The organism is Halotolerantifilum yawarlongkerapense, assembly GCF_054506745.1.
In genome coordinates this window covers 2,253,682-2,274,639 of the sequence record NZ_CP199719.1, presented here as the reverse complement: position 1 = coordinate 2,274,639, position 20,958 = coordinate 2,253,682, and the positions used below count along the sequence as shown (strand labels likewise).

Here is a 20,958-nt window from a genome sequence, read left to right as displayed (position 1 = left end):
ATTGCTCCACAAAATTTTAAAAATTTATTATTTTTAGTTTTTTTACGAAGAAATATTTAATGAATCAATCCTTCTACTATTTCATTAATAAAATTGTCTATAATATATTTTTCAGATGAATTCTTAGCTCCAACCTTTAACTTTTTTAAATAAACTCTATCTATGTTAAATGCCTCTATTGCTTTTGCAACATTTTCAGCGTTATTTTCTACTAATACTACACCTGATTTTTCATGTTCCACTATTTCAGAGTTATAATTAATATCGCTAACTATTGCTGGTATACCTGCAATTTTAGATTCAACTAAAATTCCTGGAACCCCCTCATTTTTCCATTTGGTAGGGAATAAAAGCAAATCATACTCTTTAAGTTTTTCATATACATCATTTTTTTGATTTGCTTTAAATACCCCTTTATAATTCATGTACTTATTAATATTTATTTTTTCTAGAAAAATATTTTCAAATTCTCTATCTATATGCCCATAAAAGTCTACTGTTATTTTTTCTTGACTTTGAGATAATAGATTGAATGCGTCTACTACTAAATCAGCACCTTTTTCCTCTGATATTAATGAGAAAAACACACATTTCAAATTATCATTATTTGATTCTCTAAAGTTATTTGATATATACTTTTCTCTACAGTTTGGAAATACTTTTACATTTTCAACTCCATTTTGTTGCAACTTTTTTTTCATACCTTCAGTTTCGACATAAATAAACTTATATTTCTTAATATAAGACTTAAGCTTACTGTTTTTTTCAACCATGTCAGGAAAAGTTCCACCCATAACCATTACTGTAGATTTACTCATTAATTTCTTGTTAAAGCAATACATAATAACTGTAATTCTTTTTAAAGAATCTTTACTTACTCCTAAAATCAAAGGCTTTTTTCTATTAAAAATCAAATCTCTAATAAGTGAATATATCCTACCAAGCTTCCTAGTCCTATCCTCGAAAAATCTAGATTGTTTTACGTCTATGTGCTTTGATAAGTTGTCAAATATCAATTTATTCTTTATTGTTACGCCGCCGTATGGTGCTGGAAACTTCCCGAAATATACAAACTGCTTCAAATTACCACCTCACTTTTTTAAGCTAACATATTTTAAGATTATCAATATAATAGCCTATAACTTATAAACACCATTAAAATTACAAATATTCTTAGTATCAAGTATCAGCTTATCTTTCACCAAATCAAGATTATTCTTAATGTGATCATGAGCTGTTATAATAACTAAAATTTCTATCTCATTTAAAAAGTCTTCAAAATTCATAAATTGATGTTCAACAAGTCTTTCTTTAATAAATGGGTCATACACTTTAACTCCAAAAGCCAAGTGCTCGTCCATTCTCTCAAGCAGCTGAAGTGCAGGACTTTCTCTAGTATCATCAACATTTTCTTTATAAGCAAGACCATAAATACCAATCTTCGATATATCAGTAATTTTATGTTCTCTCATGATATCTCTTATTCTTCCCAATACATGAGTAGGCATAGAATCATTAATCTTTCTCGCTGTAAGGATCAAATTTGTTAAGTCTGGATAATCTCCTACTAAAAACCATGGATCTACTGAAATACAGTGACCTCCCACTCCTGGTCCTGGCTGTAGAATATTAACCCTTGGGTGCTTATTAGCTATGCGTATAATCTCATAAACATCCATATTGTCATTTCTGCAAATCTTAGCTAACTCATTAGCAAAAGCAATATTAACGTCTCTATAAGTATTCTCAACTACTTTAGACATTTCCGCCGATCTAATATCGGTTATTACTATTTCAGATTTACAAAAGCTTGAATATAGCTCTTTCACTCTCTCGCCAATAACTGGATCATCCGCACCAACTGTTCTAGAGTTATGCTCAAGTTCATAAATCATATTTCCTGGAATTATTCTTTCTGGTGCATGTACCAGATGAACATCGTCACCAATTGCTACTCCTCTTTTTTCGATCTCAGGCCTAATATATTTATCAATTGACCCTGGTGAAATAGTTGATTCTATAATAATTACAGCACCTTTTTTACAAACATCGAGAATTGTATTAACTGCTGAAACCACATACTTAGGATCTAACTTCTTACTCGAATTAATGTAAGGTGTAGGCACTGCAACTATGTAGGTATCTGTTTTTTGATAATCAGTTGTGAATTTAATGTCATTATCAATTGCATTTCTGAAAAGTTCCTCAAGGCCTTCCTCTTCGAAAGTAAGCTTTCCATCTGAAAGTGAATTAACCAATCTGTCATTCAAATCTGTTCCAACAACCTCATTACCACTCTTTGCAAACATTAAAGCTGTTGGAAGTCCGATATATCCCAGTCCTATTACATTAATCATTTTTGATACCTTCTTTCATCTATTTATTCAGTCCATCTGTAATTTCGAGTGCAATACCCTCTTTAAAACTCATAGGCTTATACCCAAAGTCTCTAGCTGCTTCTTCATGAGAGAAATCTTTATTCTCATTCAATCTTAAAACTTGCTCTGCTTTAAGTTTAGGCTTACTCGATATCTTTTCATATAGTTTAAGCAAACCGTAACTTATTTTCATTGGAACATGAATTTTAAGCACTTTTTTACCAAGTTCTTTCCCTGTGATATCCACTACTTCGTTATAAGTTAGGGCTTCTAAACCTGAAATATTATAAGCCTTCTTGATAGTTAAGTTAGTTTCATATGCACTTACTACAGCCCAAGCAAGATCTTTCACATAAACAGGTTGTTGTAAATATTTTCCATTTCCCAGTATTGGCAAGACGGGAAGCCTATTAAGATATTTAACTAGTCTCCACATATTTCTATCTTTCGGAGTTCCGTAAATCATAGTAGGCCTAATTATTGTGTAATCCAGATCGCTTTCTTTAATTAAACGTTCTGCTTCAAGGCGTATTCCCTTGCTATCTGGATTCAATTTTGTAAAAATACCTGTAGTGCTAATAAATATAGCTCTCTTTATATTCATTTCCTGACACGCATTAATAATATTAGGAGCATGTCCAAATCCAAGGGATGCAATATTTATTAAAGCTTCTTTATCTTTTAACGCTTTACAAATTGATTTAAAGTCATCTAATTCACCAAATATGTAAGGAACATTAAATTGTTTAATTTTCTCTAGATTACTAGTCTTTCTAACAAAACAAGTAACTTCATACCCCCGTTTAACTAGCTCTTCTAGTACATATCCACCAAGAAAACCTGTAGCTCCAGTTAATAAGATCATCTTCCCACCCTCTACGCATTATTTATGAGTTCCAAGTACCTTTCAGCAAGCTTACTCCGTGAATAGTTTTTCTCAACAAATTCAGGACCGTTAGCCTTCATTTGACTATACTTTTCTTTATCCTTTATTAGTTCTTCAATTGCTGCAGCAATTTCATTAGGATTATCAGGTTGTACAACTAGTGCTGCTTTTGAATCCTCAAGTATTTGTGCCGCTTCACCTTCTAAGCTAGCTACGATAGGTACTCCACAAGCCATAATTTCAAACATTTTGGAAGGAATAAATGTCTTGAATAATTCAATATTCTTTAATGGTATAAGGCACAAATCTGACGCATTGTAAAATTCAGGAATTGCTTCTTTTGGTTGTGCGTCAATAAATTGTACGTTGGTCAGTTCTTCTTCTCTGACAATCTGTTTAAGTTTATCCTTTTCAGCACCCTCACCCACAAACACAAATTCAATGTTTTTATATGTTCTAAGTTTCTTTGCAACTTCCAATATTGTGCTTAAATTTTGAGATATACCATGTGCTCCCACATATGAAATCACAAACTTGTCTTGAAGATTATATTTGTTTATTAACTCTTGGTTCTTTCCTTTCGGATAAAATAGTTCCTGATTAACACCATTTGTAATTACATGTACTTTGTCTCCACTAATACCACGGTTAATCACATTTTCTTTAAAAGATTGCGTAACCATAATCAATTTCTTGCTTTTTCTATAAAAGAATAATTCCATCTTCTCAAGTACTTTCGTTACGAAACCTTCTTTCATGACACCCAACTCTATCATCGCTGCTGGCCATAAATCTCTAATCTCAAGAACAAAATCTGCTTTCTTTCTCAAGCTGTACCAATAGCCTGAAAAAATAGAGAAGAAAGTTGGTGAACTTGTTATAATTACATCTGGTCTATCAATTTTCTTCATAGAAAAAAACACAGAAGAAAACATAAAAGAGATATGTCCTAATGTCTTTTTAATAAACCCTTTATTTGGAGTAGCATATACATAATTTCTATGCACATGAATTCCATCCATATTTTCTAACTTATATTTCATGCCTTTATATTCATCTGGAATAATTCCAGTCGGATGATTAGGAAAGCATGTTACAACATGGACTTCATTCCCTAATTCAACCCATCGTTTTGACATCTCATATAATCTAGCAGATGGTGCTCCTATCTCCGGAGGAAAATAATGACATATCACTACTATCTTCATATTTTTTCTCCCAACTTGTTTAAATTTATGATAAATTCTATATTAGTTCTAATCTTGAGTTCATTATTAGATATTTCTGCGTTACAAGGAGTGTCATTAAAGTAAATTAAGTATCCAAAGTAATCAAGATCATCACTCTTAGTAAAAACGATGTGTTCGTTTTCTTCTTTCAAATTAAATTCTCTCGAATACCACCCTTTTAACATAGTTACATTTTTCAAGGAGATAGGGATGATATTTAAAGACATATTATCTTTCTCAATTTTTATTGTTTCATTAAGAGTTGCTTTCACATCAGGATCTAGATGAATATAACTTCTTACTTCTTCGCTAGAATTAGATTCTACTTTGTCTAATACCAACAGGATATTTTCATTTATCTCACTAATAAACCTGGTGTGCTTTGATCCAAAGTATGTCTTATATGAACCGCTAATAAAATTTATCCCTTTATAATTGAAGCGACTTCTTTTTACATCACTAATCCTGCTTGCGACTCTAAAACTTCCCCAAAATTGTGACTGCTCTCTATCCCCAATCATCACTGTGTTATGGGCATTAGTTTTTCTAAAATAATTTCTCCACTCTCCACCTTCATACTGGTAGGTCCCTGAATTTACTAGGATTGGAATTCCTTCTATTGATAGTTCATAACTTAAAGCATCACAATGTCCATGAGCAGGTAAGTATGAAGGGCATATTTCACCACAATCAAATATCAATTTATATTGATTATTTCTGAGAATGTAATATCCGCTATCATTAAATGAATCTATAAACTTAGGGGTTAAGTCAAACTCTTTTTTGCAAATTTCTAATAAGCAATCATAATTTTTGCTAATTCCATCTGTACTATCATTAAATGCAGGCGTTTTTCCGAATCCTTCTTCAAAGCTATACATCACATCTATCATTTTTTTAATATACTCATTTAAGTTTGCATGTACAGATTCATTCTTTAACCACACCGTTATTTTTATCAAATCCTCTAGAATGATCTTGTGATACATAGGAGTTAGTTCAAAATGCATTCCATCTTCTAATATCTGTTCTTTCAGTTGTTTGATCAGCTCTTTAACAAATTTGGACTTGACTTGTTCTTCTCCAAAAAAAATACTTCCGATAATTAGTGCTTTAATATTTTCAAAATAATGATTCCCTAAAACATCTTTTTCAAGATTCTTATGCAAATAGCTATATTGAATATAAATAGATTCAATCATCTGATTTCCAAAATTAATATCATTTTTTATTTCATCTATAAAGATTCCATATGTTGAAATCCAATTAGTGATTCTTAATGAAATCGTATATGGATGCCAACCGTCCCCATAAGGACATGGATTATTGTCAATCCAATTAATTACTAATTCTTTATATTTTTCATAATACTTAGGGTTCTTATCGTTACTAGAATATTGAAATGCTAGTTTGTACAAGTACTCGAAATAATGAAGGTTGTATCTCCAAAGATGCTGAAGAGACTTATCATTCCATACGGTATCAAGTGAAACTTTGTGGTTAATATTTATAAAATCAAACTCATTATTCAAGATTTTTTCTGTGTCGAACCTACTTAAATAATCACTATTAAAATCTAAACTTGGAATTAAAAAATTAGCTTTCTCTGTAACTTTAATTACGCTTGGTGTGTTAATTCTCAAAATCTTACGTTTATAAAGTTCTCTTTTTGCTCTATTTATTACTCTATATAGGCCTTGAGAAGGTTTGAGATACTTTATTGTATTCATGAAAAGTATTAACTTATTGTCCATTCAAAGCACCTCACCTAATCTTTAATGTTTCACTGACTCTTTATCAGCTTTCCCCTTAACCCCAGTCCCACCTTCAACAACACCATCACTTCTCAGAACACTAAAGATCGTCCCAAAGAAGCATCTAACATCCATCAAGAACCCAATCTTCTCAGCGTACTCTCCATCGAGTCTTGCCTTAACATCAATCTCAAGCTCATCTCTACCATTAATCTGCGCCCAGCCAGTAAGGCCAACCGGTACGTCATTCGCACCGTACTTGTCTCTTTCTTCAATCAGATCATACTGATTCCAAAGTGCTGGTCTTGGACCAATGATGCTCATCTCCCCTTTAAAGATATTGATAATCTGCGGTAGCTCATCTAGAGACGTTTTACGTAGGAACTTACCTACCTTCGTAATCCACTGATCTGGATTCTCTAATAAATGAGTAGGCATATCTGATGGAGTATCAATTCTCATCGTTCTAAACTTCAATATATGAAAATGCCTCTTATGGATCCCAACTCTCTTCTGTTTAAAGAGAACAGATCCAGGGGAGTCAACCTTGATAGCTATAATAAGCACTAAAAAAACAGGAGATAATATGATAAGTCCTAATGATGAAAGTATGATATCTATTAATCTTTTGATTTTTAAGTAAACCACGTTATTTCCTCCTGCTTTAGTTATGTATGTTTGTGGTGTGTAGAACACCTTGTTTTCTTAATCTACATGTAATGTTTTGATTTATTTTCAGTACTATATCTTGCATAATTCTATGCTTTGATTGGATGGGACTACGTGTAATGCTTCTGTAACATTAGTACATTTCGAAGTTGTGCTGAAACCCTTGATATTACTGACTTACAGTCTCTTTATCCTTTCACCATACTCACCTCGATACGGTTCTTAAATACATAAAAGTCTTTAAAATTCATAATTACATAATTACAGAATCCCTGAACACATTGATTTCACTTGCTTTGAGCCTGTAATTATCTTTTCGACTTAATTACAAATTGCGATTTTTGCTATGCTATATATTGTATGCGCACACTCGATCCCCACTATATCTTGTAACCCTATTACCATACTCACGTCGATATGGTTCTTAAATACATAAAAGTCTTTAAAAATCATAATTACATAATTACAGAATCCCTGAATACATTGATTTCACTAGCTTTGAGCCTGTAATTATCTTTTCGACTTAATTACAAATTGTGATTTTGCCCATGCAATATATTGTATGCGTACATTTGATCTACACAACATGTTCCTCTGTGATCTGTATTCATTCATACATGACAATATAATAAAGTACAGTTAAAATGATTTTCTCATTCGCTCACTTTATTGTTTTCATTGCTACTAGCTTGTGCTAATACACTGCAAGCGAACCTATTCCCATAATTTCTACTCACTAAAGCACATACCATATATTGAGCAACTAAATATCCTAAGTACCAGAATAATGAACTATAGAACTCTTTAAAAATAACTGCTGAGACTACTACAGCTATGGGATACGTTAGTACGAACAAGAAGCTGAATCCTGTTAAATCTCTTGAAAGCAGAAAGTTTCTGTGAGAGGCGAATATCATAGGATGAAACTCAAATTTCTTGTACATTTTATACCACAACTGGTTTTGATTTTTTGGTATAGTTGGAAGTATCCCATATTTTCTTTCCAGCTCAGCCTTATCTATTCGGGAATCTTTTGAACTAAGTTCCGTGAAAACTCTAAATCCAGGATAAACATATGTTGTTCTCCAAAATACTAACTTTGCTTTTAAGTCTGAAGACAAAACTCCATTCAGTACGAACACTATTAGATACGAGCTTACAAGCACTAGTCCACTATTTGCATAATACTCATTATAAAGAACATTAATCTCAGAAATCGGCAAGTTGATTTGTAATGCAAACACTATGAAGGCTAAACTGTTCAAAACCAAAAACAGAGAAAGTTTACCTGAGTAATTTTTAAGATTATCTCTTGTCTTATTCATCTATACCTCTTCCAAAACTAATGTACCTATATAGTTTTGATTGCTAATAATCCTTTGATCTTGGAGAAAATCAACACTATAGTCGTCGTTTGAGACTATGACGTCTACCTTTCCTGCTTGGCATTCTAAAGTAATATTTCCAGCAGAATTCTGGGTTATAATATTATAACCACTATAATACTCTAAGTCTTCACAGGCTGATTCTCCAATAATTACAATTTTGGGTTGAAGCACTTCCAAGATTTCTTTTGGGATTTTACCGCTTTTCCTACCATGGTGTGGTGCGAATATTACATCTGCGTTTTCAAACTCAATATCTTCCATAACTAATTCTAAGAAGTCCTTTTCTAAGTCTCCAAACCACATTACTCTGACTCCATCCTCTAATGAATATTTTATAATCGGACTAATGTTATTAGGACTTTCTCCAAGTTTAACTTTATTTAATTCATTAATGAAATGTTCGTTGTCCGTTACTGGCCAAAGTATGTTGATTCCAGAACTTCCTCTGACATCATCAGATTTATTCATCCATTTTCTGGCGCAACCCTTGTAAAGATTAAATACTTTGTCACTATCTCTTAACTTGCAATACCGTTTGAAATCTTTAGTCTCATCTTCTTTCATAGTCTCATTATCAACGCAATAGAAATTTAAAATGCCAAGAGTATCATCTAAATCACAAAGACCGTGAATGTGGTCTTCATCAGGATGAGTCGAGATAAACCTAGCAATGCCCTTCTTCTTAAATCCTGATGCTATTTCATCAATAAAAATGTCTTTAATCTCATCATTAAGACAGCAATCAATGATTGTGAAATTGTCAGAACCATGTTCAATATAAAACATATCTCCATTCCCTACAGCAAAAGATTTTATGATTGACATCGCATTTTCCCCTCCTCTTAAAATAAAAGTACTACTCAATTTACGTAGTATCTAGCAAAAGTATTTTTCCCCTCTGCAACACCTTGTGTAATTATCCGCTCTATCTTTCAACTAATTACTTTTCAATGCTTCGATAAGTTCATCAATAGCCATATCTACTTTTTGTGAGTAATCCATATAAACTGATTTATCACGAAATCTATTGAATCTATGAGCTATTGCATTTCTTCTTTCTCGATATTTCCCTTTTGATTTCAGTAGTTCACTCAAATTTAAAAGTTCTTTTTTTTCAAGGTACTTCAAGATTATCTCAATATTAGGGATGCTATCCGAATCGATGCTAAATGAATTTATCTTTTTAGGCTGCTTTTTCGAACTTAAAGTCAAGTATTCGGTCCATTCATTTAAGTTATCCAATAGACCTACTCTTCTTTGTGCTTTCGCAATTTCCTTAATTGTTTCTTCAACAATTTGCCACCTTATTAGAAACGCCAACTCGTAGATTCCTTTTTCTTCATATTCATGTACCAGTTCTTTTTTTTCAAGAATATTACTTTGAAGTTGTTCTAGAATGAGCTTCTTATCTTTTACATCAATAGACATTTTGTCTCCCTTTGTTATCCAATTAGTCATCCTTACATCATACTCACCTCAAAAATAACCGAGGCATTTTTTCAAAACTACATATAGTATTTAAAATTACATTCTTATTTCATTTTATTCTACATCTTGTGGTTATGGTCCTTTCACCATACTCACGTCGAATTTATACGAAAATGATAAATAGGATTTATGCAGCATATTGTATTCCAAGATTCACTACATACTACATATTGTGGTTTTGGTCCTTTTACCATACTCACCTCGCACTAACCATCCAATCATACCTATGATTTCTGCAACATATAGTGTATCTATCGTGAGATGGCAACTAGTGAATGAATCCTTAAGATAATCTACACTACTACGCATTCAATAACTACTTCTATCAGCTGGAGGACCACTTCATTTGGTTCCTCCAGCTATTTACTTTTGCGTTTAGGCCTTGCCCTAGATCCTTACTAGTTACGACAACAACAAACGACGACTAAAGATATGGCATTTCTTCTCCAGGTGGATATTCTGGGTCGTTCTCTCCATCTGCTGGAGCATCAACATGTATACTACAATTAAATCCGGTTTCTTGTGAGTATGAGATCACACCACCTTCAGGACATATGCCCGTGGCAGCTTCATACTCAAGTATAAGACCCCCCACTACTGTATTCAGCTCACTTATATTGCGATCTACCATTTGTAGCTGAAGCTCTTTTTTAAGTTGCAATCGGTTCTGTTCACATACCCGAACTCTCGCAACTTCTGAGTAGCCAGCAAACCTCGGTACAGCAATCGCTGCTAAGATCCCGAGTAAGCTGATTACCACCACAAGCTCAATAAGCGTGAAGCCTTGACGACAGGAACAACGTTTATTCACTTGAAAACACCTTGCCTTACAAGACAAGGCCTAAACACCTAGGTCCTTACTTCCCACCGTTTGAAGATTATTGCGTATGTCTATTGACCGTTTATCAGATTACTTGCCAGCAGGCAATCCCGGCTACCTCATATCCCGTAGCCCAAAGATACACCACATAGTCTTCAGGTACTTCTGAAGTGATATGTTTCAAGTGCGCCTCATCCTGGATAATCTGATAGGGTATGGCCATATCCCTGAGACTCTGTGTAAGAATATGAAACAGTTCATCCCTAGGTCCATAGATCAAGATCTTCTTACCCTCATGCACATACTGCTCTGTAGGACCTGGCTATCTACATGTTGAAGAAGCAATATGCATATTACAGTCGAATCCCTTTTCTTGTGAGTATGAGATCACACTACCTTCAGGACATATGCCCGTGGCATCTTCATACTCATCTTTTGTGCTTAACGGCTTAACTCATTAATTTTCAACAAATACCGTCAAGTTCATTTCACTCTTATTCTCCATCGACACTCTCTAAATAGATTTCAATAGCCCGAAGTAGTTTGTATAGTGCTCCACAAAATAATCTTAAGCCTGTCAATGCAATAATTGGCACACTCAATGTAGTCACCCAATAGACAATCCTACCCACCAATATTTGAAATTGATTTGATACAATGCCCCCATTAGCATCTAATACCATGAGCTCATTGTAAAAATTACTATAAAGAATATTCAACAAAGAAATTATAAACACAATGATACCTAAGCTCATTATGCCTTTAACAATCTCTTTACTAGTCAGACTTCCAAAACGACTAAATATTTTCATATTTCCCCTTTCGATATACTTTAAACCTAATATTTACTATCTATCTAATAATTCAAATCACTTTCCAATTACCTATTCCCTCTACCTCATATCCCGTAGCCCAGAGGTACACCACATAGTCTTCAGGTACTTCTGAAGTGATATGTTTCAAGTGCGCATCATCCTGGATAATCTGATAGGGCATGGCCATGTCCCGGAGACTCTGTGTGATGATATGAAATAGCTCATCCTTAGGTCCATAGATCAAGATCTTTTTACCCTCTTGCATATACTGCTCTGTTTGTGCTCTGATCTGATCATCGATCACTCTTATGGCTTTGTAGGACCTAGCTATGTATGAAAGGGTCTTCTTGGTTTTCTCCTCGATCCCTTTAGGCGTTAGGATATACCGCATGCTCCTGGCATTGAGATTTTCAATCTTAATGAGTCCGGTCTTGACGCACTTCTTGATTAAGTTGTTCACCATACCGATACTAAGACCTGACTCCTTGGCGATCTGTCGCTGGGATAAATCCGGATTATCACTTAGGATCTGCAGAATATTTAGTTCTTGTTGTTCCATCTATCAACCACTTCATTTCCATCGTTCATATAGTTATCGTTCATTCTTTGAACATCTAACTACATCCTATCCGATGTAGCTTCTAGAATCAATGACAGAGACATTAAATCTTGGTGAAATACCACCTCTTCTACTATATCGTACTCTGTTAATCGCTGGCAACGACATATATTGTCGACATCTGTCGAGTTGTTCATTCTATGAACGATAAAGCACTTTGTAAGCCTACATTCTCTCATCGATTTGTCATCGTGTGTTGTGAACAGTTTTGGTGCCTGGTTGCATCGACAATCAGCTGTCCGCGAATTCCTCCATAGAGCTGGTGCCAAAGAATTCGTGAATCTGTACGTGCAGAAGCCAAAAAAGATCATCTCACTTTTTTAGCAAGTTGACCAACTCTTCCTTCCAAGTCGCCTACTTGATCACAGGCTTGGCAAAAAGAAAGTGCCCTTTTTGAAAAGGGCACATAAATGACTATTCCATTTGACTCACCGCGCGTAAGATCCGCTGCTGACCAAGGTGATCGATGAATCTTCTTTTGATTAACATATTACGCAGTGCAGCCACTGCCTCAGCTCTGGTCAGGAGTTTTTCTGGAGAAAGCGTCGTCGCCGATGTACCATTGAAGACTCCAGCTTCGACCACAGTTGAAGCGATTCCGCGTTCTTCTTCTGTGAGTCCTTCAAGATCCTTAAAGACTTCAAGACCATACCCGGTGGTAGGATCGTATCCTAATAACACCAACGCTCTTTCAAAAATCGACATAGCCTCGATTCTTGTCAGTGGTGCCATGGGATGTAAGTGTCCATCGATGCGGCTCATCAGATCAGAATCGGTCGATGTTTGATCAACCCATGCTTGGGACGGTATGCTGTCGTCTGCTGTCAACGCGAGATCCATCCCTTGGCTAACGTGGCTGATTCCCAGAGCACGTAGCAGACTTTCCTCAAAATCGATCCAAGAAATGGCTTCATCCGGTAAAAGAACGTCGCTTTTTTCGATTACCATCCTGGAAACCATATCTTCGTAGCTTTCACGAGACCAGTGGTCAACTAAGTCCTCTAAGGTCACGAAGTGAGTGATCAGTGTGTAGTCTGAATTCGTAAGAGAGTTCACTTCTGCATACCACTGTCCATCCCGTTCATACACCCGAGTGGGCACGTGGTAGAGCTCTCCGCCCTCATCAATCACCACCGCCGTCGTTACGTCTTCAGGATCAATGGTTTCTGGGATTACGATGCTTCGCTTAACCGCACCACTGAACACCTGAATGGTTTCCTCTCGTATCTGGCCGTCTTTGTCTACGGTACTCGCGATAATCTCGAATGAAACCGGTGGAATCAGTAGTTCTGCTCCTTGCCCACGGGAGCGTTCTCGTATCGTTTCGAGTGCTTCTTCTCCCGAACGAGTGATGCGAACATCAATCTCTATACTTTCGTACTCATCCATAGTGCGCTGTAGATTTTGAGCGATCCGGTCAATCGAAAGCGCCTTTGCCGGTAAATCGTATACCACGTCCCCAGCGTCGATGATCAGGTGAAAGCTGTGCTCTTCAAGCCGTTTGATCATCCCCGCCGTCAGTCGGGTTTCTATCCTCGCTGTTGGAATATCCTGTGCAAGAACCACCATCTGACGCATGCCGTCAATTTCTGGATCTGCTATGGCTTCGGCGAGTTCTGCCTCGAATCTCTCTTTTTCCACAGTCAGTCTAGTGTTCAATCCATCATCGGACGTTTCTCTCGTGCCCATGATTTGACGCCTGCCATCAATGAAAGCGTAACTTGCCTTAATCTTTACCACTTCATCCAGTCGAGGCTCACTGGTTCTTCGCCGGGTAGGTTCCGTACTCGGATCTTCCGGCTGCTCCTTTTCTTCTGCGGTATCTTGAGTCTGCCGCGTGATCGTCAGATGATAGCTTCTTTCCGAAGTAGAGTCCTGGGCCTCTACGTGAATCTCAATGTGATTCTCTCCTATTAAGAGATCCGTCGTCCACAGTTCACCCGGCATCCATAAATTGTCCGAGATCCAGAACTTCGCCGCCTGGTGAGCAGGGGTTGCCTGAAACGAAATCCTTTCCTGCTCATAAGGAACGACTAGTGCGTAGTGCCTTCTTTTAGAATCAAACGCGGGGTCAAGACTATAGCCTTCTACCACCCATTCTTTAAGGGAAGCCTCTTGAGAGAGCTGGGGTGAAAAGACACGTACGACGAGCAGTTCATAGCGTGTTTGCTCTACCCCTTCAGCAGCTACGATAATCGGAATGGTATGAAGCCCCTCTGAAAGATCCACCCAGATAACGCTTGAAGACGTGGTAGGCTGACCGGAGATTGTGACCGATGCACCACTCGTCGTGGCTTCTGCCCGTAGACCTATCGAGTCCACTTTAGCATCCACCTCTACGGTATAGGTACGTGTTCCTGAGTCGAAAGCTGGCGTGAGCACGCCCTCGCTGATCCACAAAGCGGACAACTGTGATTGTACGGGCTCATCGCTCTCCCTATGAACAGTTAGCTCGTAAAGCGAGGTCGTCTTTTCATCCTCTGCGGTCACACGAATCTCTATGCTATTGAGTCCTTCTTCCACTGCGATGGTCACTGCACCAGCAGAAGTGGTCGTCTCATTGATTTCGATCGCCGCTTGGCTGGAGATCGCCCGAGCATCCAACACCACAGAATCTGTAGCTGGACTCACCGTCACGAGGTACTCCTTTTGATCCGTGGCAAAACCAGGACTCAAACTTCCCGGTGTAACAGATAGGTAGGATAATCCCGCTTCACTTGACGGCAAATCCGGGTAATCTCTCGTTACTGTGAGCCAGTAAGTGGCTGTAGAAACACCATCCTCAGCCGTGACGATCATCTCGATGGCATTGACCCCATGATCAAGTACGATAGCGATGCTGCTTCCACTGGTTACGGTTTCACCTTTAACAGAGACCACTGCGAATGGATCCGTCGTTTCAGTCGATAGATAAACTTCTCCAACTGATTCGTCTACCAATACACTGTACCGGTTTTCATCCGGGTGAAAGAGAGGTCGAATGCTTTTCCCCTCGACGGTAAGGTCTTTAAGACTACTGTCAGCAGAAGGCAAGATGGTCAAAGAGCCTTCGAACATTTGACTTTCGTAATGATCTATGCCGATAACTGCCGATGTGGTGATCGGGTAGACGCCCAGGCTCTCCCCAGGTGTCCGATGCAAGGAGAGAGTGGGCACCTCCATGTGTGCTTCAAGGGCAGGGGTATAGGTAACCGACCAGTCAGGATCAGCTTCACCTCTTCTTTTCGTCTTACTGTCAATCTGGATCTCCAGTGGCATTTTCTCAATGGTCAGTACAGCGCCAGAAGTAATCTCGAACTGGTAATCCAGAGACTCTCCCCCCACGATGGTAATCGGATAGCTTCCGACCGGGCTTCCAGGTGTGGCTACTGTCGTTGCAAGGGGAGCGACAAAATCTCGAGCGCTCTCTGCGTTTTCTCCCTCAATAAAACCTGTCATCATCACTTCAAAGGGAGGAATCGGATCGCCATAGCGAATGGTTTTGCCAGAAACCGTAACCGTGAGGGCTTTTCTGTAGATTGTTAGCGTTCCCGGTTCTGTCGTGATTTCATAATTCTCGAGACCGGTAGATGTCAAGTTAGTTGTCCAGATTATCGATTGTGATACTACAAGTAGTCTAAGAGTGCGCTTGCATCTTTTCAATATATTTACATTCGGTTCTAGTATGCTACCCTGCGCTCGAGTTCTCCGTGCTATCATCAAGTTCAGTCTGGTTAACCGGATTCAGATAAACCGTATCTTCAATAGACCAGTTCCTAGTACTGCCTGACCATCTCTCGGGATGAGCAGCTTTAGCGGCTATGTAAATGGCATCTCGTTTTGCCAAGATCTCTTTTCCTAAGCCCTCATGGCGTTGGTGCGGTGTCAGATATTTGATGCCACTGTGCTTATGCGTGTGGTTGTACCAGGTCACTAAATCTTTACACCATGTGCGTGCGTCGCTGAGTGTTGCAAATCATTTGAACGGATAGTTCGGCCGATACTTGATCGTTCTGAAAACCGCTTCTGCATAAGCGTTATCATTGCTGACCCTAGGGCGGCTACGTGACGGAACGATTCCGAGTCGCTGGAGTGTATCTAGTAGAGCAGCACCTTTCATCGGGCTTCCGTTATCGCTGTGAAGAACCAGGGGCTTTCGATTTAGAGCCAAGTTCTCCTTTAGCGATGCACGACGAATCATTCGGGCTGCATGCTCAGAAGACTCTTCTAAGTGGACTTCCCAAGCGACGATCTTTCGACTGAATAAGTCGGTGACCAGATAGAGGTAGAAGAACAGTCCTTTCACCGGCCCGGGGAGCCAGCTGATATCCCACATCCATACCTGATTGGGACCATTGGCTGAATGCGTTGCCAGCGGCTTACTTTCGGGTTTCTTGGACCTGCCTCGGTGATTCTGCTGCTTATGCTTTTTGAGTACTCTATAGTATGTGGACTCCGAAGCGATGTAAGTACCGCGGTCTAACAAGGTCGGGATAGCGTAGTGAGGGGAAGAACTCTTGAACTCATCGCTATTCATGATTGCTATAATCTTTTCTTCTTCCTCTTCCGTCAGCTTATTAGCGGGTGTAGGGCGATCCGCTTCCGGCCTTTGATCATCGAGAGGTGTCCGCTGATCAGTCCATCGCTTATAGGTTTTCTTCGTAACCCCCATCATGCGGCAGGCCATTTTTAAACGAGCTCCTGCTTCAACTGCTTCGTCAATCAGCGAGATTGCTTTTCTGCGATCAGGGGTGCTGATCATTCTTCCTCGTTTTCCCCCCAGATCGCATGCATCTTTTTTCTGAGCACCAGTAGTGCAGCTGTTTCAGCCAGTGCAGATTCCTTTCTAGCCAGTTCTTTCTTTACCTGCTTGTATTCCTTATCCCGATCTCTCAGCTCTTTGCTCAGGCGCGCTGCCTCGTCTGCTAGTCCACCGTTAGCCGTCATGCAGGCGTTCTTCCAAGCCTCGATCTGCTCAACATAGAGCCCTTTCTCTCGGCAGTAGGCGCTGAGCTCCGATTCGTTTAACGACGCTGTTTCAAGGACGATTTGAAACTTATCTTCCGAACTCCATTTCTCGCTGTTGGTTTCTCCATCGGTGACTACGAACCCTTCCTTCTTGGCTTCTCGCTTCCACTTGTAAAGGGTGTTCTCGGAGATTCCAGTTTCTTTTGAAATGCTGGCAACGCTCTTGTTGGACGGGGGCATCATCATTCTTTTAACCTTGTATTTGAACTCTTTGTCGTACCTAGCCATTGAATTTCCTCCTCGGGGGATCTTGGTTATTACCACTTTACTTTATTCAAGCAGCTGGTACAACTATCCTAACACATAGGGAGTGGTGCGGTTACATCTGATACTTGTCGGTTCAGTGTTTCCTTTCTATCTCCGCTCCGTATGCCCTGCAAAGCCGTATTTTACTAGGTTTGGGGTCGGCTCTCTATTAGTAGTATTTCACGGACTTATCGAAATCCTCTGGCGTCAGTACTGACGTCAGTGCTGGGGTTACTGCCGTCAGTGCTGCCTACAGTGGTGCTGTATGTCGGGTCTGGGTTTGTTACGGGTCTTTCAAATTTTTCCTTCATGCTCGTCACTTTCCTCTACCTGACTGTCTTTTTAGCCTTTTTCTCTGTATATTCTGTGGTTTTTGCGGGGTATTTCCGTACTCCTCTGTCATCACTAGTGCCAGTGGTCCTGTATGTAGTCCTGTACCTTGAGGAATTTCGCATTCCCGGAACCCGCATAGTTACTTGCTTCCGGGGATGTGGCTGGGTTTGTTCTGTGTCACTTGTAGTGTCACTTGTAGTGTCACTGGTTCTGTCATAGGTGCCGTCACTTCGGTTCCTATTCTGCGGGTTTTCTTCCCAGATCTCCCACCTTCCGTTTTCGACTTTCTGGTAAAGGTATGTGCTTTGTTGCAGTTTTTTCGGCTGCGGTCTCCTCAACTTCGGTAGATGTCAAGTTAGTTGTCCAGATTATCGAGCGCGATACTACAAGTAGTCTAAGAGCGCACTTACATCTTTGCAATATATTTACATGCCGTTCTAGTATCCTATCCTAAGCTCGAGTTCTCCGTGCTATCATTAATTTCAGTCTGGTTAACCGGATTCAGATAAACCGTATCTTTAATAAACCAGTCCCTAGTACTTCCTGACCATCGTTCGGGATGAGCAGCTTTAGCGGCTATGTAAATGGCATCTCGTTTTGCCAAGATCTCTTTTCCAAGGCCCTCATGGCGTTGGTGTGGTGTCAGGTATTTGATGCCGCTGTGCTTATGCGTGTGGTTGTACCAGATCACTAGATCTTGACACCATGTGCGTGCGTCGCTGAGCGTTGCAAATCCTTTGAACGGATAGTTCGGCCGATACTTGATCGTTCTGAAAACCGCTTCTGCATAAGCGTTATCATTGCTGACTCTAGGGCGGCTACGTGAAGGGACGATTCCGAGCCGCTGCAGTGTATCCAGCAGAGCTGCTCCTTTCATCGGACTACCGTTATCTGAGTGCAGAACTAGGAGCTTTCGGTTGAGCGCCAGATTCTCTTTTAGCGATGGACGACGTATCATTCGGACCGCATGCTCAGAGGATTCTTCTAAGTGGACTTTCCATGTGACGATCTTTCGACTGAATTAATCGGTGACCAGATAGAGGTAGACGAACAGTCCTTTCACCGACTCTGGAAGCCAGCTGATATCCTACATCCATACTTGATTGGGGCCATTGGCCGAATGCGTTGATAGCGGTTTATTCTCTGGTTTCTTGGACCTACCTCGATGATTCTGCTGCTTATGATTTTTGAGAACTCTATAGTATGTGGACTCCGAACAATGTAAGTACCACGATCTAACAAGGTCGGGATAACGTAGTGAGAGGAAGAACTCTTGAACTCATCGCTATTCATGTTTGCTATGATCTTTTGTTCCTCCTCTTCCGTCAGCTTATTAGCGGGAGTAGGCCGATCCGCTTCCGGCCTCCGGTCTGGATCTAAGTCAAGTTTTTGGACAAGTTTTAAGCAAATCGCTGTTAAGGATGGATTCTCTCCTGAATTATTTATTCCACGTTCCACTTCGGCAGGGGCCCTATCCCCTCTGGACACCTGAGTCTATCAATCGGTAGCCCTATCAAACCTTGAAAGCATACCAGAGGGGATCCACCCTTACCGAAGGGGCTTTCGCGGCATAAACCTAGCTTGCACTATTCTACCCAAAAGTTTGCTACTAGTGACTCTTCAACATTTCATTGGGTGTTCGGTAATTAATGGACCCATGGATCCGTTGGTTGTTGTAGAATGCTTCAATATATTGGAAGAGGCTAATATGAGCCTGCTGGTACGTATCATACTTCTCATGGTGCACGAGTTCCTTTTTCAGAACAGCGTTAAAAGACTCTATGGACGCGTTATCGTATGGACAGCCCACAGCTGAGAAAGATTGCTGAAAGCCATATTTTTTAGCTAAAGCTCTATAGGCGTGAGCGGTGTACTGACTACCCCGATCTGAGTGTAGAATCGTACCTCGGTGAAACAGTCCCTTTTTAATCACTTTCTTGAGAGCATCACTCGTTAACCGAGCGTCCATTTTCTTTGAGAATGACCAACCGATGACAGCCTTTGAGTATACATCCATGATCACAGCGAGGTAGCACCACCCGTGTCTCGCGGTATGAATATATGTAATATCACTGACTAATTTTTCAAAAGGCGTCGAAGCCCTAAAATCTCTACCAATCAAATCTTTTAGAAGAGGGTCGTGATTCGCTTTTGAAGCGTGGTGCTTATACTTTTTCTTAGTAATCGAATGAATACCCAGTTCTCTCATCAAGCGTTGTACACGGTTGATGCCAACGGCTCCTTGCTCTTTCTTCGCACGCTTTTCATTGAGGCGCATTCTGATCTTGGGTGCTCCGTATCGTTTTTTGCTGTTCATCCAAATCCGTAGAATCTGCTCCCGCAGCTCCTGGTTCTCTCGATCTCGCTGGCTTGGGGTTCTCGATTCCTTTTCATAAAACGTTGACCGCTTAATACCGAGCAGGTCGCACGTCATTGATACTGAGCTACTGTGAAGCTTTACAACTTCGTGCGCGGTCTGATGGAGCTGCCCGGTCGTTACTTTTTTGACATGATTCTTAAAGCATCTTTGAGGATGGCATTTTCTTTTTCCATTTTAGCCATTTTTCTCTTCATCTCAGTCATATCGCGATTTGTTAAGGCTTGCCCATTATCTTGATGAACGACTTCAAACTCTTTCTTCCACCGATAGACTGCTCCGCGATAGATGCCGAACTCATTGGCTAACTCATCTGCAGATCGTCCACTTTTGTATAGGTCGACTATCATCTTTTTAAAATCATCATCATAGTGCTTTCGGTTGTTTGCCATTTCTATCATCTCCTAACTCATTCAAGTATATCGATACGCGATCATCTATTCAAATTAGGAGATGCCACTCTACCGCAGCTGTTTTAAATCGCTTAGAACGTGTCTATAAAACTAGTGTAACATCAGTCATCAAGTGGTGTCCGCTGGTTAGTCCACCGCTTATAGGTTTTCTTCGTTATCCCGATCATGCGACAGGCCATCTTCAAACGAGCCCCCGCTTCAACTGCTTCGTCAATCAGCGAGATTGCTTTTCTGCGATCAGGGGTGCTGATCATTCTTCCTCGTTTTCCCCCCAGATCGCATGCATCTTTTTCTGAGCACCAGTAGCGCAGCAGTCTCAGCCAGCGCAGATTCCTTTCTAGCCAGTTCTTTTTTCACCTGCTTGTATTCTTTATCCCTGTCTCTTAGTTCTTTGCTCAGGCGTGCTACCTCGTCCGCTAGGCCGCCGTTAGCCGTCATGCAGGCATTCCTCCAGGCCTCTATTTGCTCAGCATAGAGCCCTTTCTCTCGGCAGTAAGCGCTAAGCTCAGTTTCGTTTAACGACGCTGTCTCAAGGA

At 39.6% G+C, this 20,958-nt stretch carries 20 protein-coding genes and 1 pseudogene; all 21 read right to left on the bottom strand.

Annotated elements, in window-relative coordinates; translation table 11 throughout:
• Positions 1–56: 56 nt before the first annotated feature.
• A complete protein-coding gene (locus ACULM0_RS11210; RefSeq protein WP_463677618.1) occupies positions 57–1,082 on the bottom strand; it encodes a glycosyltransferase in 1,026 nt (341 codons plus the stop codon).
• Between the two features lie 54 nt (positions 1,083–1,136).
• The gene (locus ACULM0_RS11205; protein WP_463677617.1) at positions 1,137–2,357 is read right to left on the bottom strand and encodes a nucleotide sugar dehydrogenase; all 1,221 of its coding nucleotides are present in this window, start codon (positions 2,355–2,357) and stop codon (positions 1,137–1,139) included.
• 19 nt (positions 2,358–2,376) lie between these two features.
• A complete protein-coding gene (locus ACULM0_RS11200) occupies positions 2,377–3,243 on the bottom strand; it encodes an SDR family oxidoreductase (protein WP_463677616.1) in 867 nt (288 codons plus the stop codon).
• An 11-nt stretch (positions 3,244–3,254) separates the two neighbouring features.
• A complete protein-coding gene (locus tag ACULM0_RS11195; RefSeq protein ID WP_463677615.1) occupies positions 3,255–4,472 on the bottom strand; it encodes a glycosyltransferase family 4 protein in 1,218 nt (405 codons plus the stop codon).
• Positions 4,469–6,247: a heparinase II/III family protein gene (locus ACULM0_RS11190; protein ID WP_463677614.1), complete on the bottom strand. Its 1,779-nt coding sequence runs from the start codon at positions 6,245–6,247 to the stop codon at positions 4,469–4,471. The genes ACULM0_RS11195 and ACULM0_RS11190 overlap by 4 nt, the downstream gene beginning before the upstream one ends.
• A gap of 21 nt (positions 6,248–6,268) precedes the next feature.
• Positions 6,269–6,895: a sugar transferase gene (locus ACULM0_RS11185; RefSeq protein WP_463677613.1), complete on the bottom strand. Its 627-nt coding sequence runs from the start codon at positions 6,893–6,895 to the stop codon at positions 6,269–6,271.
• 674 nt (positions 6,896–7,569) lie between these two features.
• Positions 7,570–8,241, bottom strand: a complete 672-nt coding sequence (locus tag ACULM0_RS11180) for a hypothetical protein (protein ID WP_463677612.1) — start codon at positions 8,239–8,241, stop codon at positions 7,570–7,572.
• A complete protein-coding gene (locus ACULM0_RS11175; protein WP_463677611.1) occupies positions 8,242–9,129 on the bottom strand; it encodes a ComEC/Rec2 family competence protein in 888 nt (295 codons plus the stop codon).
• Between the two features lie 111 nt (positions 9,130–9,240).
• Positions 9,241–9,762, bottom strand: a complete 522-nt coding sequence (locus ACULM0_RS11170; RefSeq protein WP_463677610.1) for a hypothetical protein — start codon at positions 9,760–9,762, stop codon at positions 9,241–9,243.
• Between the two features lie 454 nt (positions 9,763–10,216).
• A complete protein-coding gene (locus ACULM0_RS11165; protein WP_463677609.1) occupies positions 10,217–10,603 on the bottom strand; it encodes a type II secretion system protein in 387 nt (128 codons plus the stop codon).
• Between the two features lie 503 nt (positions 10,604–11,106).
• Entirely contained in the window at positions 11,107–11,424 is a 318-nt protein-coding gene (locus ACULM0_RS11160) for a hypothetical protein (protein WP_463677608.1), read from the bottom strand.
• A 52-nt stretch (positions 11,425–11,476) separates the two neighbouring features.
• Complete coding sequence (locus ACULM0_RS11155) at positions 11,477–11,986, bottom strand: winged helix-turn-helix transcriptional regulator (protein WP_463677607.1); 510 nt, start codon at positions 11,984–11,986, stop codon at positions 11,477–11,479.
• A 474-nt stretch (positions 11,987–12,460) separates the two neighbouring features.
• Positions 12,461–15,565 carry a cadherin-like beta sandwich domain-containing protein gene (locus tag ACULM0_RS11150; RefSeq protein WP_463679882.1) on the bottom strand — a complete coding sequence of 1,035 codons (3,105 nt, stop codon included), beginning with the start codon at positions 15,563–15,565 and terminating at the stop codon, positions 12,461–12,463.
• A 148-nt stretch (positions 15,566–15,713) separates the two neighbouring features.
• Positions 15,714–15,959 (bottom strand): hypothetical protein, encoded by a 246-nt coding sequence (locus ACULM0_RS11145; protein ID WP_463677606.1) that lies wholly within the window; start codon positions 15,957–15,959, stop codon positions 15,714–15,716.
• A gap of 42 nt (positions 15,960–16,001) precedes the next feature.
• On the bottom strand, positions 16,002–16,787 hold the full coding sequence (locus ACULM0_RS11140) for a transposase (protein ID WP_463677605.1): 786 nt from the start codon (positions 16,785–16,787) through the stop codon (positions 16,002–16,004).
• Complete coding sequence (locus ACULM0_RS11135) at positions 16,784–17,281, bottom strand: transposase (protein ID WP_463677604.1); 498 nt, start codon at positions 17,279–17,281, stop codon at positions 16,784–16,786. The genes ACULM0_RS11140 and ACULM0_RS11135 overlap by 4 nt, the downstream gene beginning before the upstream one ends.
• A 796-nt stretch (positions 17,282–18,077) precedes the next feature.
• Positions 18,078–18,509, bottom strand: a complete 432-nt coding sequence (locus ACULM0_RS11130; protein WP_463677603.1) for an integrase core domain-containing protein — start codon at positions 18,507–18,509, stop codon at positions 18,078–18,080.
• Positions 18,510–19,241: 732 nt separating this feature from the next.
• Positions 19,242–20,102 (bottom strand): annotated as a pseudogene (locus tag ACULM0_RS11125) (IS3 family transposase); the annotation flags it as partial.
• A 26-nt stretch (positions 20,103–20,128) separates the two neighbouring features.
• On the bottom strand, positions 20,129–20,401 hold the full coding sequence (locus tag ACULM0_RS11120) for a transposase (RefSeq protein ID WP_463677602.1): 273 nt from the start codon (positions 20,399–20,401) through the stop codon (positions 20,129–20,131).
• Between the two features lie 122 nt (positions 20,402–20,523).
• Positions 20,524–20,676 (bottom strand): hypothetical protein, encoded by a 153-nt coding sequence (locus ACULM0_RS11115; protein ID WP_463677601.1) that lies wholly within the window; start codon positions 20,674–20,676, stop codon positions 20,524–20,526.
• Entirely contained in the window at positions 20,660–20,860 is a 201-nt protein-coding gene (locus tag ACULM0_RS11110; RefSeq protein WP_463677600.1) for a hypothetical protein, read from the bottom strand. Before ACULM0_RS11110 ends, ACULM0_RS11115 begins: the two co-directional genes overlap by 17 nt.
• Between the last annotated feature and the right edge of the window lie 98 nt (positions 20,861–20,958).

Bases quoted from the DNA above. Each gene is read 5' to 3' on its own strand.
- ACULM0_RS11205 (WP_463677617.1), bottom strand. From the start codon at position 2,357: ATGATTAATGTAATAGGACTGGGATATATCGGACTTCCAACAGCTTTA.
- ACULM0_RS11200 (WP_463677616.1), bottom strand. From the start codon at position 3,243: ATGATCTTATTAACTGGAGCTACAGGTTTTCTTGGTGGATATGTACTA.
- ACULM0_RS11195 (WP_463677615.1), bottom strand. From the start codon at position 4,472: ATGAAGATAGTAGTGATATGTCATTATTTTCCTCCGGAGATAGGAGCA.
- ACULM0_RS11190 (WP_463677614.1), bottom strand. From the start codon at position 6,247: ATGGACAATAAGTTAATACTTTTCATGAATACAATAAAGTATCTCAAA.
- ACULM0_RS11180 (WP_463677612.1), bottom strand. From the start codon at position 8,241: ATGAATAAGACAAGAGATAATCTTAAAAATTACTCAGGTAAACTTTCT.
- ACULM0_RS11175 (WP_463677611.1), bottom strand. From the start codon at position 9,129: ATGTCAATCATAAAATCTTTTGCTGTAGGGAATGGAGATATGTTTTAT.
- ACULM0_RS11170 (WP_463677610.1), bottom strand. From the start codon at position 9,762: ATGACTAATTGGATAACAAAGGGAGACAAAATGTCTATTGATGTAAAA.
- ACULM0_RS11160 (WP_463677608.1), bottom strand. From the start codon at position 11,424: ATGAAAATATTTAGTCGTTTTGGAAGTCTGACTAGTAAAGAGATTGTT.
- ACULM0_RS11155 (WP_463677607.1), bottom strand. From the start codon at position 11,986: ATGGAACAACAAGAACTAAATATTCTGCAGATCCTAAGTGATAATCCG.
- ACULM0_RS11140 (WP_463677605.1), bottom strand. From the start codon at position 16,787: ATGATCAGCACCCCTGATCGCAGAAAAGCAATCTCGCTGATTGACGAA.
- ACULM0_RS11135 (WP_463677604.1), bottom strand. From the start codon at position 17,281: ATGGCTAGGTACGACAAAGAGTTCAAATACAAGGTTAAAAGAATGATG.
- ACULM0_RS11130 (WP_463677603.1), bottom strand. From the start codon at position 18,509: ATGAAAGGAGCAGCTCTGCTGGATACACTGCAGCGGCTCGGAATCGTC.
- ACULM0_RS11120 (WP_463677602.1), bottom strand. From the start codon at position 20,401: ATGGCAAACAACCGAAAGCACTATGATGATGATTTTAAAAAGATGATA.
- ACULM0_RS11115 (WP_463677601.1), bottom strand. From the start codon at position 20,676: ATGATCAGCACCCCTGATCGCAGAAAAGCAATCTCGCTGATTGACGAA.
- ACULM0_RS11110 (WP_463677600.1), bottom strand. From the start codon at position 20,860: ATGACGGCTAACGGCGGCCTAGCGGACGAGGTAGCACGCCTGAGCAAA.